This window comes from Mycobacterium sp. NGS64 (assembly GCF_059812245.1).
Genome location: NZ_JCALCI010000003.1, coordinates 144,970 through 159,076, shown reverse-complemented (window position 1 = coordinate 159,076; position 14,107 = coordinate 144,970). Strand labels below are relative to the sequence as shown.

At 70.3% G+C, this 14,107-nt stretch carries 15 protein-coding genes and 1 riboswitch; of the genes, 9 read left to right on the top strand and 6 right to left on the bottom strand.

The window, feature by feature from the left end; genetic code table 11:
- Nucleotides 1-144 precede the first annotated feature (144 nt).
- The 3 genes from AC5Y4S_RS14665 to glnX are packed head-to-tail and all read right to left on the bottom strand — an operon-like array spanning nucleotide 145 to nucleotide 4,681.
- The gene (locus tag AC5Y4S_RS14665) at nucleotides 145-2,391 is read right to left on the bottom strand and encodes a serine/threonine-protein kinase PknG (RefSeq protein ID WP_500034016.1); all 2,247 of its coding nucleotides are present in this window, start codon (nucleotides 2,389-2,391) and stop codon (nucleotides 145-147) included.
- An 11-nt stretch (nucleotides 2,392-2,402) separates the two neighbouring features.
- On the bottom strand, nucleotides 2,403-3,365 hold the full coding sequence (locus tag AC5Y4S_RS14660; RefSeq protein WP_500033457.1) for a glutamate ABC transporter substrate-binding protein: 963 nt from the start codon (nucleotides 3,363-3,365) through the stop codon (nucleotides 2,403-2,405).
- Nucleotides 3,362-4,681, bottom strand: a complete 1,320-nt coding sequence (gene glnX, locus AC5Y4S_RS14655) for a protein kinase G-activating protein GlnX (protein ID WP_068101351.1) — start codon at nucleotides 4,679-4,681, stop codon at nucleotides 3,362-3,364. The genes AC5Y4S_RS14660 and glnX overlap by 4 nt, the downstream gene beginning before the upstream one ends.
- 123 nt (nucleotides 4,682-4,804) lie before the next feature.
- Here glnX and AC5Y4S_RS14650 point away from each other — a divergent pair, with 123 nt between their 5' ends.
- The gene (locus tag AC5Y4S_RS14650; protein ID WP_500033456.1) at nucleotides 4,805-5,437 is read left to right on the top strand and encodes an NUDIX hydrolase; all 633 of its coding nucleotides are present in this window, start codon (nucleotides 4,805-4,807) and stop codon (nucleotides 5,435-5,437) included.
- Here the strand turns inward: AC5Y4S_RS14650 and thiE are convergent.
- A complete protein-coding gene (gene thiE, locus AC5Y4S_RS14645) occupies nucleotides 5,409-6,077 on the bottom strand; it encodes a thiamine phosphate synthase (protein ID WP_500033455.1) in 669 nt (222 codons plus the stop codon). The two genes, AC5Y4S_RS14650 and thiE, sit on opposite strands and share 29 nt — an antisense overlap.
- 28 nt (nucleotides 6,078-6,105) lie before the next feature.
- Nucleotides 6,106-6,216: riboswitch (TPP riboswitch) on the top strand.
- On the opposite strand from thiE, the gene thiO reads away from it, so the two are divergent.
- The 4 genes from thiO to AC5Y4S_RS14625 all read left to right on the top strand — a co-directional run bounded on the left by thiO (nucleotide 6,207) and on the right by AC5Y4S_RS14625 (nucleotide 8,935).
- On the top strand, nucleotides 6,207-7,214 hold the full coding sequence (thiO, locus tag AC5Y4S_RS14640; RefSeq protein ID WP_500033454.1) for a glycine oxidase ThiO: 1,008 nt from the start codon (nucleotides 6,207-6,209) through the stop codon (nucleotides 7,212-7,214). (Overlaps the previous riboswitch by 10 nt.)
- Nucleotides 7,211-7,408, top strand: coding sequence for a sulfur carrier protein ThiS (gene thiS, locus AC5Y4S_RS14635; protein ID WP_500033453.1), 198 nt, complete (start codon nucleotides 7,211-7,213; stop codon nucleotides 7,406-7,408). The genes thiO and thiS overlap by 4 nt, the downstream gene beginning before the upstream one ends.
- Before the next feature lie 58 nt (nucleotides 7,409-7,466).
- Nucleotides 7,467-8,171 (top strand): thiazole synthase, encoded by a 705-nt coding sequence (locus tag AC5Y4S_RS14630; protein WP_068131476.1) that lies wholly within the window; start codon nucleotides 7,467-7,469, stop codon nucleotides 8,169-8,171.
- Entirely contained in the window at nucleotides 8,168-8,935 is a 768-nt protein-coding gene (locus tag AC5Y4S_RS14625) for an SGNH/GDSL hydrolase family protein (protein ID WP_500033452.1), read from the top strand. The genes AC5Y4S_RS14630 and AC5Y4S_RS14625 overlap by 4 nt, the downstream gene beginning before the upstream one ends.
- Nucleotides 8,936-8,939: 4 nt before the next feature.
- Here the strand turns inward: AC5Y4S_RS14625 and AC5Y4S_RS14620 are convergent, their stop codons facing one another.
- The gene (locus AC5Y4S_RS14620; protein WP_500033451.1) at nucleotides 8,940-9,464 is read right to left on the bottom strand and encodes a serine/threonine protein kinase; all 525 of its coding nucleotides are present in this window, start codon (nucleotides 9,462-9,464) and stop codon (nucleotides 8,940-8,942) included.
- A gap of 53 nt (nucleotides 9,465-9,517) precedes the next feature.
- A complete protein-coding gene (locus tag AC5Y4S_RS14615) occupies nucleotides 9,518-10,045 on the bottom strand; it encodes a serine/threonine protein kinase (RefSeq protein WP_500033450.1) in 528 nt (175 codons plus the stop codon).
- A 347-nt stretch (nucleotides 10,046-10,392) separates the two neighbouring features.
- Between AC5Y4S_RS14615 and AC5Y4S_RS14610 the strand changes: the two genes are divergently transcribed.
- Genes AC5Y4S_RS14610 through AC5Y4S_RS14595 form a run of 4 tightly spaced genes read left to right on the top strand, consistent with a single transcriptional unit; the run spans nucleotide 10,393 to nucleotide 14,103 of the window.
- Entirely contained in the window at nucleotides 10,393-10,719 is a 327-nt protein-coding gene (locus AC5Y4S_RS14610) for a CD225/dispanin family protein (protein ID WP_500033449.1), read from the top strand.
- Nucleotides 10,720-10,734: 15 nt separating this feature from the next.
- Nucleotides 10,735-11,160 (top strand): DUF2752 domain-containing protein, encoded by a 426-nt coding sequence (locus AC5Y4S_RS14605; protein ID WP_500033448.1) that lies wholly within the window; start codon nucleotides 10,735-10,737, stop codon nucleotides 11,158-11,160.
- Nucleotides 11,153-12,634: a M28 family metallopeptidase gene (locus tag AC5Y4S_RS14600; protein ID WP_500033447.1), complete on the top strand. Its 1,482-nt coding sequence runs from the start codon at nucleotides 11,153-11,155 to the stop codon at nucleotides 12,632-12,634. The genes AC5Y4S_RS14605 and AC5Y4S_RS14600 overlap by 8 nt, the downstream gene beginning before the upstream one ends.
- A complete protein-coding gene (locus AC5Y4S_RS14595) occupies nucleotides 12,631-14,103 on the top strand; it encodes a M28 family peptidase (protein WP_500033446.1) in 1,473 nt (490 codons plus the stop codon). Before AC5Y4S_RS14600 ends, AC5Y4S_RS14595 begins: the two co-directional genes overlap by 4 nt.
- Nucleotides 14,104-14,107 lie beyond the last annotated feature (4 nt).

Genomic DNA, 14,107 nt, shown 5'->3' with positions numbered 1-14,107 from the left:
GCCCACGATTCACACTCGAACTCATCGGCGAATCGAGTGTGAACGCAAGGCTTTTCGGTGTGAGCCCATGGCGAAGTTCGTCGGCGTGTCGCCGCCCACGATTCACACTCGCGGTCCGGGGCCCAAACCCAACCCAAACCCAAACTAGAACGTGCTCGTCGGACGCACCTTGTTCGCCATGTCCACCAGCGTGTACCGGTGTCGCTGCGTGGGCGCGACGCGGGCCAGGCTGCGCAGCGACGCCTCGACGCCCAGTCGCAGGCCGTGTTCGGTGAACGGGAAGCCGAGGATGTGATTGGTGCTCGCCTCGTTGTCCTGCAGCCAGTCCATCGCGCCGCCCAGCACCAGGGCGCGGATCTGCAGCACCCGCGGCTCGGTGGGCGGCAGCGCCTCCACGCGGCGGGCCGCGTCGCGGATCTGCGCCTCGGTGATCTCGCTGGTGGAGCGGCCCGACATCAGCGTCACCGCGCTGGTCAGCCGCGCGGTCGTGAAATGCCTTGAGGTGGGCGGGACCTCGTCCAGCGTGTTGACCGCCTCCTCGCGATTGCCCTCGGCCGAAAGGGCTCTGGCCAGACCGAAGGCGGCGGAGATCACGCCGTCGTTGGTCTTCCACACCGTCTCGTAGAACTTGTGCTCGTCGGGATTACCGGCCAGCTCGGCGGTGGCGGCCAGCGCCAGCTTGGGCGCCAGCTCGCCCGGGAAGGTGTCCAGCACCTCGGTGAAATGCTTTGTGGCCGACTCGTAGTCGCCGGTCAGCAGTTCGGAGACGGCCCGATACCACACCAGCCGCCACCGCCAGCCGACGCGCTCGGCCAGGTCGTCGAGCTTGCGGGTGGCCTTGGCCACGTCGCCGAGATCGAGTAGCGCGCGGACCTCCATCAGCGGCAGCTCGATCGACTCGGCCACCTCGATGCCGTCGGCGTCCAGCGAACCGTGCCGCGCGGCGCGCAACGAGTCCAGCGTCTGGACCGGCTGGGAGAGCACCGTCGCCTGCAGCACCGGGGCGGCGACGTCGGTCGGATCGACCAGCGGCACCGGCAGCGCGGTCACGATTTCCCGGGCCGTGAGCTTCTCGGAATGCACCTGGCCGTCCAAATACACGTCGGTGTGCGCGACCAGCAGGTCGACCCCGAACGTCGACCGGCTGGGGGAAAAGATCGTCGACAGGCCGGGCCGCGGGATCCGGGTGTCTTGGGCGACCACCTCCCGCAGCACGCCCATCAACTGCGCCGACATCTCCTCGGCGGTGGAAAACCGGCGCCTCGGGTCGGGGTCGGTGGCGCGGCGCAGCAGCCGGCCGTACGAGTCGTAGGTCTTCAGCACGGGATCGTCGTCCGGCAGCCCGTCGACGTAGCGGCCGTTGCGGGTGCGCAGGTTCAGCGTCAGCGCCGCCAGCGTGCGTCCCACCGTGTAGATGTCGGTGGCCACCGTCGGGCCGGTGCGCACGATCTCCGGCGCCTGGAAACCTGGTGTGCCGTAAAGATATCCGAACGAATTGATCCGCGACACCGCGCCCAGGTCGATCAGCTTGAGCTGCTCCTCGGTGAGCATGATGTTCTCCGGCTTCAGGTCGTTGTAGACCAGGCCGATGGAATGCAGGTAGCTCAGCGCGGGCATGATCTCGAGCAGGTAGGCGATGGCCTCGGAAACGGGCAGCTTCTCGGACTTGCCGTCCTTGAGGTTGCGCCGCAGCGACTGCCCGCCGATGTACTCCATGACGATGTAGCCGACCGGCTCCCCGTGCCGGTCGGTGTGCTCGACGAAGTTGAAGATCTGCACGATCTGCGGGTGCACCACCTCGGCCAGGAACTGGCGCTCGGCCATCGCGATCGCCTGCGCCTCGGCGTCACCGGAATGCACCAGGCCCTTGAGCACCACCGGCCGGTCGTTGACGTTGTGGTCGACCGCCAGGTAGACCCAGCCCAGCCCGCCGTGCGCGATGCAGCCCTTCACCTCGTATTGGCCCGCGACGATGTCGCCCGGATTCAGTTGTGGCAGAAACGAATACGGGCTCCCACAGGCGGGGCACCAGCCCTCCGACGCGCCCTTGCCCTCGGAGCCCGACCGGCCGACCGGCTTTCCGCAGTTCCAGCAGAAGCGCTTGGACTCCGGCACCACCGGGTTCGTCATCAGCGCCTCGAGCGGATCGATGTCGCGCACGCGCGGGATCTCGACCAGCCCACCGCCCAGCTGCCGGGTGGGCGGCAGCACCCGGGTGGCCACCGTCATCCGCTCCGGCGCCTCGATGTCTATGCCCGGGATGAGGAAGTCGTCGTCGTCATCGTCGTCGAAGTCGGGGCGGAACAAGGCCTGGGTGGCCTGCGGCCGCGACTCCGCCGCCGCACCGGTCTGCACGTCGGGCGCCTGGGTGCCGACGTCCTCGGAATCCATCGGCTCGCCCATCAGTCCACGTACCTCGGCGTGGGCGGGGCGGGCGCCGGTCCCAGAACCGTCAACCACTTGCGGTACAACGTGTTCCACGTCCCGTCGCGACGGATGCGCTCCAGCGTGCCGTTGACGAACCGGACCAGCCCGGGATTGTTCAGGTTGACGCCGATGCCGTACGGCTGGGTCGCCATATTCGGCCCGACGATGTGCAGGTACGGGTCCTCCTCCACCAGCCCGGCCAGGATCGAGTCGTCGGTGCTGACGGCGTCGATCTCGCGCTGCTGCATGGCCACCAGGCAGTCGGCCCAGTTCACCACCGACACGATGACCGGCGCCGGGTCGATCTGCTGTATCCGGTGCAGCGAGGTGGTGCCCCGGGCCACGCAGACCCGCTTGCCGGACAGGTCGGCCGCCCTGGCGATCGGCGAGTCGCGCGGGGCCAGGATGCGCTGGTTGGCGTCGAGGTAGACGGTCGAGAAGTTCACCAGCTTGCGCCGCTCACAGGTGATGGTCATGGTCTTGACGACGACGTCGACCTCGTTGCGCTGCAGCGCGGTGACCCGCTCTTCCGACGACAGGATGCGGTACTCGACGTGCGAGGGGGCGCCGAAGATGTCGCGTGCGATCTCGCCGGCGATGTCGACGTCGAAGCCGGTGATCTCGCCGGTGATCGGGTCGCGGAAGCTGAACAGGTTGCTGCCGATGTCGAGCCCGACGATCAGCCGGCCGCGGGCTCGGATGTCGGCGACGGCGGCGTCGGCCTCGGCCTTGTTGGGGAAGGGGCGCAGGCTCGCGGTCAGGTCGCAGCCCTGGCTCGGGTCGTCCGGCGGCAGCGGCGGCTCCGGGGGCAACTGCTGCATGCCGACCGGCGTGGGCGGCGGCAGCGTCGGCACGGTGGCCACGGTCAGCGTCTCGGTGTGGCCGCAGCCCGCGAGTAGGCCGACCGCCGCGAGCGCCCCCAGGCAGCGCCTGATCACCGGTACTCCCTGAGCCGCGGCCACAGGCCGAGCGCGACGGCGATGGCCGCGCCGAGGGACAGCACGACGCCGCCGACCTGGGCGCCGGACAACCCGCTGCGCGCGCTGAGCACGTCGTTGCGCAGGTGGGTGCGGCTCTGGTCCATGGCCTTGCCGAGCTCGTCCTCGAGCTTGTCGAACGCCGGGGTGGAGTCGTCCTCGCCGCTGCCGAGCGCGACCTGGGTGGCGGCGCGGTAATTGCCCACCGAGATGTAGGAGTTGATCCGGTCGTTGGCCTGCCGCCAGCGCAGCAGGAGCTGATCCGCCCCCTGCAGGTCCGGCTTGTCGACGGCGTCGCTGCGCGACATGTACTGGTCGAGCTGGGAGTGCATGGAGTCGATGCGCTGGTAGAACGACTGCTTGCGCATCTCCTCGTCACCGCGGCGGATCAGCGAGAGCGTCTCGTCGGCCCGCGCCTGCTGGGCGGTGATAGCGACGTTGGTGACGGTCCGCAGCGACTCCGCGGCGGTGTCCTTGGCGCTGCGACTCGCGGTCGTCGAAATGGTCAGCGCGGTTCCGACCCATACCACCATGACGAGAATACCGAGAGCGCCGACGACCAGCCCCGGGTTGATTCGGCGCCGGGTGCGGCGGGCCAGCCAGCGATGCGAGAACGCGCCGAAGACCACCGTGCTGGCGACGACCAGGATCACCGGGGCGGGGAAGTGAGTGGACGCGGTGGTTTCGCTGTCCACCCGATCGGAGGTCGCCTGGTACAGCTGCGCCGCGTCGGGCAGGATCTGCGACTGCATCAGCCCGGAGGCCTCCGACAGGTACGACGACCCGACGGGATTGCCTTCCCGGTTGTTGGTCCGCGCGATCTCGATCAGCCCGGTGTAGACGGCCAACTCGGCGTTGAGCCGGCCCAGTAACTGCACCAGGGGCTCGTCGGTCAGCCCGCTCGACGCCCTCGTCACGGCTACCGCGGCGTCGGTGATGGCCTGCTCGTAGCGCTGCCGAACCGGCCGTGGCTCGGCCTGCGCGATGAACGCGGTGGCCGCCGCGGCGTCGGCCACCGACAGCGTGGTGTAGAGCCGCCCGGCGGCGAACGACAGCGGCTCGGTGTGGTTGAGCACCGTGGACAGCACCTGCTGCCGGTGGTTGATGGTCGTCGACGTGGCGAACGCGCTGGAGACGCCGAGGGCCGCCAGCACGATCCCGATGGTCAGGATGCGGCCCGGCGTCGTGGAGATGAACCACCAGCGCGGGTGTGCCGGTTCGGCCGGCGACCGCGACCCCTTCGGTTCGGTCGACGGGTGCGCCAGCTCAACCGTCACGTCTACTCAGCCCTCATAACTTTCGGCCCACGAACCTGGATAAGCGAATTCTAAGAGAATGTTCGTGCGGATGGGGGGAGGCGAGTCAATTGACCGGCGGGGTCGCCTGCATATCCTGATCTCGTGCAGGGCGACGGCGACGGATGGGTGGTATCCGACAGCGGCGCCCACTACTGGGGCCGCTACGGCGCGGCCGGGTTGCTGTTGCGCGCGCCGCGCCCCGACGGCACGCCCGCGGTCCTGCTGCAGCATCGGGCGGTGTGGAGTCACCAGGGCGGGACGTGGGGCCTGCCGGGCGGCGCGCGGGACAGCCACGAGACGCCGGAGCAAACCGCCGTCCGCGAGGCGCACGAGGAGGCCGGCCTGCGGGCCGAGCGGCTCGCCGTGCGCGCCGCGGTCGTCACCGCCGAGGTGACCGGGCTCGGTGGCACCAGCTGGACCTATACCACCGTCGTCGCCGACGCGGCCGAGTTGCTCGACACGGTCCCCAACCGGGAAAGCGCCGAGATGCGCTGGGTCGCCGAGAGCGAGGTGGCCGACTTGCCGCTGCATCCCGGCTTCGCGGCCAGCTGGCAGCGGCTGCGCACTTCGCCGGCGCTGTTGCCGCTGGACCACGGCGACGAACGGCGCCATCACCTGCCGCGCACACTCGAGGTCGAGGCCGGGGTCTTCGTGTGGTGCATGCCGGGTGACGCCGACGAGGAGCCGTCGCAGCTGAGTCGCCTGATCAGCTCGCTGCTGCAAGCGCAGACCTGAGCGCTTCGGCCGCGGCCCGCGGGTCCTCGGCCGCGGTGATCGCCCGCACCACCACGATCCGGCGGGCGCCGGCGTCGAGCACCTCGGGCAGCCGCCGGCCGTCGATGCCGCCGATCGCGAACCACGGCTTGTCCCCGCCGAGCTGGGCGGCCTCACGCACCAGGCCCAGCCCCGGCGCCGCGCGGCCGGGCTTGGTCGGGGTGGGCCAGCAGGGCCCGACGCAGAAGTAGTCGGCCTCGCCGGCGGCGGCGGTCATCTGGCAAGTGTCGTGGCTGGACAGGCCGATCAGCACCTCCGGCCCGACGATGTCGCGGGCCACGGCCGGCGGCAGGTCCCCCTGGCCCAGGTGCAGCACGTCGGCGCCGGCCGCGCGGGCGATGTCGGCTCGGTCGTTGACCGCGAACAGGGCGCCTTGCCGGCGGGCCGCGTCGGCGAGGACCTCGAGGGCGGCCAGCTCGGCGCGGGCCTCGAGCGGACCGAACCGCTGCTCACCCGCCGACCCCTTGTCGCGCAGCTGGACGATGTCGACCCCGCCGGCCAGCGCGGCGTCGACGAACTCGGCCAGGTCGCCGCGCTCGCGGCGCGCGTCGGTACACAGATACAGCCTGGCCGCCGCGAGGCGGGTGGACGGTTGGTGCACACCGAGACGCTAGCGCGCTAGCGTGGAACCCGAAGAGCACGGGAGTCCCAGCGACCGGGGACTGAGAGTGGGCGCGCACGCCCTTACCGTCACACCTGATCCGGGTCATGCCGGCGAAGGGAGCAAAGGATGCAAGACTCACTGGCCGTCATCGGCGGCGGTGTCATCGGGCTGTCGGTGGCGCGCCGCGCCGCGCGGGCCGGATGGTCGGTCGTCGTGCACCACACCGGCGAACCGGGTGCGTCGTGGGTGGCGGGCGGGATGCTCGCCCCGCACAGCGAGGGTTGGCCCGGCGAAGAGCGGTTGCTGCGGCTGGGCCTGGAGTCGCTGCGGCTGTGGCGCGAGGGCGGCTTCACCGACGGCTGGCCGCCGGGGGTGATCACCGCCCGCGAGTCGCTGGTGGTGGCCGTCGACCGCGCCGACGTCGCCGACCTGCGCACCGTCGCCGACTGGTTGTCCGAGCAGGGCCATCCGGTGGTGTGGGAGCCGGCCGCCCGCGACGTGGAACCGCTGCTGGCGCAAGGCATCCGGCACGGCTTCCGCGCGCCCACCGAGCTGGCGGTGGACAACCGCGCCGTGCTCGACGCGCTGGGCCGGGACTGCGAGAGCCTCGGGGTGCGGTGGGCCGGTCCGGTGAGCGACCTCAAGCGGGTCGACGCGGACGCGGTGGTGATCGCCAACGGCATCGACGCGCCCGCGCTGTGGCCGGGGCTGCCGGTGCGGCCGGTGAAGGGCGAGGTGCTGCGCTTGCGCTGGCGCAAGGGCTGTATGCCGTTGCTGCAGCGGGTCATTCGCGCCCGCGTGCACGGGCGGCAGGTGTACCTGGTGCCGCGCGGGGACGGGGTGGTCGTCGGCGCCACCCAATACGAGCACGGCCGCGATACGGCCCCGGTGGTGTCGGGGGTGCGGGACCTGCTCGACGACGCGTGCGCGGTGCTGCCGGCGCTCGGCGAGTACGAGCTGGCCGAGTGCGCGGCCGGGCTGCGCCCGATGACACCCGATAACCTGCCCCTCGTGCAGCGCGTGGACGAGCGAACCCTGGTCGCGGCGGGCCACGGCCGGTCCGGGTTCCTGCTGGCGCCGTGGACCGCCCAACAGGTTGTCGCCGAGCTGGTCCCGGTCGGGGCGCGGTCATGATCGTCACGGTCAACGAGAAAACGGTCGAGGTCGACGAGCAGACCACCGTCGCCGCGCTGCTGGAGTCGCTGGGGTTCCCCGGCCGCGGCATCGCGGTGGCGATCGACGACGCCGTGCTCCCGCGATCCGACTGGACGGCAAGGCTTTTCGATGGTGCCCGACTCGAGGTGGTGACGGCGGTGCAAGGTGGCTAGAGCCGACACGGAAACCAAACTGACGATCGCGGATCGCAGCTTCGCCTCGCGGCTCATCATGGGCACCGGGGGAGCGACGAACCTGGCGGTGCTCGAAGAGGCGCTGATCGCGTCGGGCACCGAGCTGACCACCGTGGCGATCCGCCGCGTCGACGCCGAGGGCGGGACCGGGCTGCTGGACCTGCTCAACCGGCTGGGCATCACGCCGCTGCCGAACACGGCGGGCTGCCGCGGCGCGGCCGAGGCGGTGCTCACCGCGCAGCTGGCCCGCGAGGCGCTGGACACCAACTGGGTCAAGCTCGAGGTGATCGCCGACGAACGCACGCTGCTGCCGGACGCCGTCGAATTGGTCCGCGCGGCAGAGCAATTGGTGGACGACGGGTTCGTCGTGCTGCCGTACACCAACGATGACCCGGCGCTCGCCCGCCGGCTCGAAGACGCCGGCTGCGCGGCGGTGATGCCGCTCGGCGCCCCCATCGGCACCGGCCTTGGCATCACGAACCCGCACAACATCGAGATGATCGTCGCGCGGGCCGGCGTCCCGGTGGTGCTCGACGCCGGCATCGGCACCGCGAGCGACGCCGCGCTGGCAATGGAATTGGGTTGCGACGCCGTGCTGTTGGCGACCGCGGTGACCCGCGCCGCGGACCCGCCCGCGATGGCGGCCGCCATGGCCGCGGCCGTCACCGCCGGATACCTGGCGCGGCGCGCCGGGCGGATCCCCAAACGGTTCTGGGCGCAGGCGTCGTCCCCCGAACTATGAAACGTTATGTCGCGCTGGGTAGTTCGATGGCCGCCGGCCCCGGCATCCGGCCCCGCGCCGAGGGCGCCCCGCTCTGGTCGGGCCGATCCGCCCGCAACTACCCGCACCTGGTCGCCGAACGGCTGAGCCTCAAGCTGGTCGACGTCACCTTCTCCGGCGCAACCACCGCCCATGTGCTCGCCGATCACCAGCGCGGCTGGCCGCCGCAGATCACCGCGCTGGACGGCTCGGAGGCCGTGGTCACCGTGACCATCGGCGGCAACGACGTCGGCTACGTTCCGCTGTTGATGGCCGCGTCGCTGCCGCCCGCCGCGCGGCGCCTGCCGCTGCTGGGCGGGCTCATATCCGAACTGCTAGAACGTGACACGCGCGATCGGGCGCTGGCCGACGTGTTCGATTCGTTGTGCGCGGTCGGGGCGGCGGTGCGGCAGCGCTCCCCGAAGGCCCGGATCGTCTTCGTCGACTACCTGACCATCCTGCCGCCCGCCGACGCTCCGGCCCCGCCGCTGCGGCAGGCGGACGCCGACCTCGGGCGGCACGTGGCCGCGACCCTCGAACGCCGCACCGCCGACGCTGCCGCGGCGACCGGGTGTGAGATCGTCGGCGCCGCTGCGGCCAGCCGGGATCACCACGCCTGGTCGGCCGAGCCGTGGACGACCACCCCGGCGCGCTACGGCATGTCCCTGCCCGGGCGGCCCGCCCCGCTGCACCCCAATGACGCCGGGATGCGCGCGGTCGCGGATTTACTTGCCGCGCAACTGTAGAAGCTCAGCCGTTGGTGCGCCACCACTGGTAGAGCGCGTTCACGTCGGTGTTGGACGAGCGGATGTGGCTCAACACGTTCTTGGCGTCGGTGGTCCAGGTGATGACCGCGGCGTTCTTATAGGTCCCGCACGCCACCTGGCCCGCCGTCGCGCCGGTGCTGCCCGTGTGCCAGGTGCCCGGTGACTGGCCGTTGTCCCCGCACGGGCTCAGCGATACGCCGTTGATGCCGCCGGTGAACGCGGCGGCCAGGTCGCTGCCGTTGCTGTAGAGCTGGTAGACGCCGGCGGCCGGGCCGTTGGGGTCGGGGCTCTGCCCGCAGTCGAGCTCGGCCAGGATCGGGCCCGACAGCGGGGCCGGCTGGCAAGTGTTGAGGCCGTAGCCCTTCGACAGATTGGCGGCCAGCGTGTTGATGTCCGCCGAGCTACCCGTGCCGGGATCCGCGGTCGCCGCGGCGGTGCCGACGATGACCGAAGCGCCCATGAGCGCCGCGGCCGACGCCGCCCGCAACGCCTTGGTGAGAGGGGACATTCTGAACTCCTTTGTTGTGTTGGAAAACCAAGCAACCGAGCGTCTTTCGGGCCTCAGCCGTTCGCACGCCACCACTGGTAGAGCGCGGGGACGTCGTTATTCGACCCACGGATAAGGCTCAAGATGTTCTTGGCGTCCGTGGTCCAGATGATCTCCGCGGCGTTCTGGTATGTCCCGCACGCCACCGATCCGGAGTTGGCGTTGTTGCTGCCCTGGTGCCAGGTGGTGGGCGACTGGCCGGCGTCCCCGCACGCGGTTAGCACGTCGTCCTTGATGCTGGTCTTGAACGAACCGGTCAGATTGTCGGCGTTGTTGAACAGGATGTACCTGGCCTGAATCGGGCCGCTCGGGTCGGGGCTCTGCCCGCAGGTGAGCACGGCGAGTTCACCGGCGTCGAGGTTTCCGGCCGTGCAGTTGTTGAGCCCGTAGCCTTTCGACAGATTGGCGGCTAGCGTGTTGATGTCCGCCGAGCTACCGGTATTGGTGGGGTCCGCGGCCGCCGTGGCGGCACCGGCGAACGCGCAACTGCCCGCGGCCACGGTGGCCGCCGCGGCGCGCAGCGCCTTGCTGAGTTGAGGCATCATCGGCTCCTAACAGTGCGTCGCTCACCGGAAATAGTGCATCCGCTAAAGGGATCGTAGGGCTATGTCCTGTCCATGCAACACATTCCGCTGGAAATTATCTGTCTGGGCATCATTGTTGCCACCGGCGGCCGAAGCCATCCGGTAGGCAAAGTGGTTGACGGTCAGGGACTTTCGCGCCAGTCCGCGGCTCGTGCCCAGGGCGCGCGGCAACGCAAGCGCCGGCGGCGGAACGGTCGCGCGGCCGGCGGAAACGGCGAATTTCGCCGAGATAGTGCCCTCGCGGGCCCGCTCCGGTATGGTAAGCACCGCTCGACGCCAGCTAACTCGCCTCGACTGGAGAATCCATGACACAGCCGCCCCCTCCGCCCGGATACCCGCCACAGCAACCTGCCGGGCCAGCGCCAGGTAACCATTTAGTGCTGGCCATTATCGGGCTCCTGTTCTGCCTTCCCTTCGGCATCGTGGCGGTCGTCAAATCCAGTCAGGTCAACGGGTTGTGGGCCCAGGGCCAATATGCCGAGGCGCAGGCGTCCGCCGACAGCGCCAAGAAATGGGGTATGTGGTCGATTATCCTTGGCGTTGTCGTATCGGTCATCTACGTGATCTTGGCGGTGGTCGGTGGCTTGGCTGCCCAGAATTCCAGCATGGCGATGCTATCCGCGATGTTCTAAGCCGGAGGCGCGATCATGGTGACCCGCCTCGGGTCGGCGCGCCTCGGTCTGGGCGCGCCGCTCCTGGTGGCGGCGTCCACCACCCTGGTCTGCGCCGCCACCTGGGTGGGTGATCCGACGACCCCGGGTGGGCCCCTGCCGGTCTGCCCCACCAAGGCCCTGTTGGGCATCGACTGCCCGGGGTGTGGCAGCGCCCGGATGTTGTATTCGCTGATGCACGGCAACGTTTTGGCGGCCGCCAGGTTCAACGCGCTGGGCCTGGTGGCGCTGGCGTTGCTGGTGTGGGCGTACGGGGCGTGGACCTACGGCCGGGTGACGGGCCGGCCGGTCCGGGGCTGGCAGCACCAGCGCTGGGCCGCCGCGGTGACGCTGGTCCTGGTGGCGGCCTGGTTCGTGGTGCGCAATCTGCCATTTGCACCATTCACCTCGCTGTATGTCTAGCCTGAGGGCCCTGCTCGCCGTGGTCGCCCTGGCCGCGTTTCTGGCCGGCTGCTCGCATGGCCGCAAGAACTCGCAGCCGGCCACCGGTGACGCCGCCGCGTTCGCGACCTCGGTGCACGACAAGGTCACGACCGACGCCATGATGGCGCACCTGTCGAAACTCCAGGACATCGCCAACGCCAACAACGGCACCCGCGCGGTGGGCACCCCCGGCTACGAAGCCAGCGTCGACTACGTGGTGAACACGTTGCGCAACAGCGGCTTTGACGTCCAGACCCCCGAATTCTCGGCCCGGGTTTTTCACGGCGACAAGCCGACGGTAACGGTAGGCGGGATGGCCGTGGAGGCGCGCCCGCTGGACTTCAGTCTCGGCACCCCGCCCGACGGGGTGAGCGGGCCGCTGGTGGCGGTGCCCCCGGCGATCAGCCCGGGCTGCAAGCCCGCCGACTTCGACGGTCTTCACGCGCAGGGCGCGGTGGTCCTGGTGGACCGCGGCACTTGCCCGTTCGCCCAGAAGGAGGACGCGGCGGTGCAGCGCGGCGCCGTGGCGATGATCATCGCCGACAACGTCGACGAGCAGCAGATGGGCGGCACCCTCGGGCCCGACACCGACGTGAAGATCCCGGTGGTGAGCGTCACCAAGTCCACCGGGCTGCAACTACGCGGGCAGCCGGGACCGACCACGATCAAGCTCAACGCCAGCGTCCAAACCTTCAAGGCCCGCAACGTCATCGCGCAGACCAAGACCGGGTCGACTACCGACGTGGTGATGGCGGGCGCCCACCTGGACAGCGTCCCCGAGGGACCGGGCATCAACGACAACGGGTCCGGCGTGGCCGCCGTCCTGGAAACCGCGGTGCAGCTGGGGAATTCGCCGCCGGTGCACAACGCGGTGCGGTTCGGCTTCTGGGGCGCGGAGGAGCTCGGGCTGATCGGCTCGCGTAACTATGTCGAGTCGCTGAACATCGACGCGCTCAAAGACATTGCGCTGTACCTGAACTTCGACATGCTCGCATCGCCCAACCCCGGCTACTTCACCTATGACGGGGACCAATCGCTGCCCGCGGACACCCGTGGCCAGCCGGTGGTGCCGGAAGGCTCGGCCGGCATCGAGCGCACCCTGGTCGCCTATCTGAAGTCGGCGGGCAAGACCGCGCAGGACACCTCGTTCGACGGGCGTTCGGACTACGACGGATTCACGCTGGCCGGCATCCCGGCGGGTGGCCTGTTCTCGGGCGCCGAGACCAAGATGTCCGCCGATCAGGCCAAGCTCTGGGGCGGCACCGCCGACGCGCCCTTCGATCCCAACTATCACCAGAAGACCGACACGCTCGACCACATCGACCGCACCTCACTGGGCATCAATGGCGGCGGCGTGGCCTACGCGGTGGCCCTCTACGCGCAGGACCTCGGCGGCCGAAATGGCGTGCCCGTGTTGGCCGATCGCACGCGGCACGTGCTCAACAAGCCATGATCCGCCGGCTGGCCGCGGCGCTGGCGCTGATCGGGTTGGTGGCGGGGTGCTCGTCACCGCGGCCGGCGCCCCCGTCGTCGACGGCGCCGGATCTGGCCCGGGGACTGGCGGCGAAGGTGACCGCCGACCGGATGGTCGCACACCTGCGCGCGCTACAGGGCATCGCCAACGCCAACCGCGGCAGCCGCGCCGACGGCACGCCCGGCTACGACGCCAGCGTCGACTACGTGGCGAAGGCGTTGCGCGACAGGGGCTTTAAGGTCTCGACCCCGCAGTTCGACCGGCTCTACAACGTCTCGCCCGGTAAACCCGCGCTGACGGTGGCCGGCCGCACGTATCAGGTCGACCAGGCGTCGATGCTGGTTCGAACGCCGCCCGGCGGCCTGACCGGACCGGCCGTCCACCCCGCGCGGCCGTCGGGCTGCACCGCCGGCGATTACCCGGCCGCCCTGCCCGCCGGCGCGATCGCTGTCGTCGACGACACGGGCTGCTCGGTCGTCGACAAGCAGAACAGCGCCGTGGCCCGGGGTGCCGCGGGGCTGATCGTGCTCAGCGCACCCAACGGGCAGGGCGCCCCGCCAACGCTGTTCGGCCCCGGCTATTTCAAGCAGCTGACCGTGCCGGTCGCCGTCGTCGGCGCCAACGGCGCCGCGGCGCTCGCGCACGACACCGCGCCGGTGCGTCTGGTGCTGGACGCCGAGAACCACACGATCTCGTCACGAAACGTGTTGGCGCAGACCGAAACCGGCTCCCCGCACGAGGCGATTGTGGTCGGCGCGCATCTGGACAGTCCGCGCGACGGTCCGGGCATCAACGACGACGGCACCGGCGTGGCGGCGGTGCTGGAAACGGCGCTGCAGCTGGGACCGCTGGCGGCGGTGAACAACGCGGTGCGGTTCGCGTTCTGGGGCGCCGACGAGGACGGCATCAACGGCGTGATGGATTACGTCTTCGGCATGGACCGCGATCAGCTCAACGACATCGCGATGTACCTCGACTTCACCATGCTCGGTTCGCGGAACGCCGGCTTCTTCACCGACGACGGTGACCAGTCCGGTCCGCCCACGCCGGGAATCGCATTCGGCGACGTGCCCGAGGGTTCGGCGGGCATCGAGCGCACCCTCGGCGGATACCTGAACCTGGCCGGCAAGCGGCCCGCCGACATGCCGTTGGCCACCATGGCCGACTACCACCCGTTCATGGTCGCGGGCGTGCCGGTCGGGGGTCTGACCGCCGGTGCTTCGCAGCTCAAGACCACGGTGCAGGCTCGACTGTGGGGCGGTCAGGCGGGCGTCCCGTTCGACCCCAACTTCCAGAGCCCGCGCGACACCGTCGACACCGTCAACCGAGACGCGTTGGCGGTCATGGGTTCTGGCGCGGCGTTCGCGGTGGGCACCTACGCGGAGTCGATCGGCGGCGTCAACGGCGTCCCGCCGCACGACAAGCGGCATCGCACCCGGGTGCCGTAGCTGT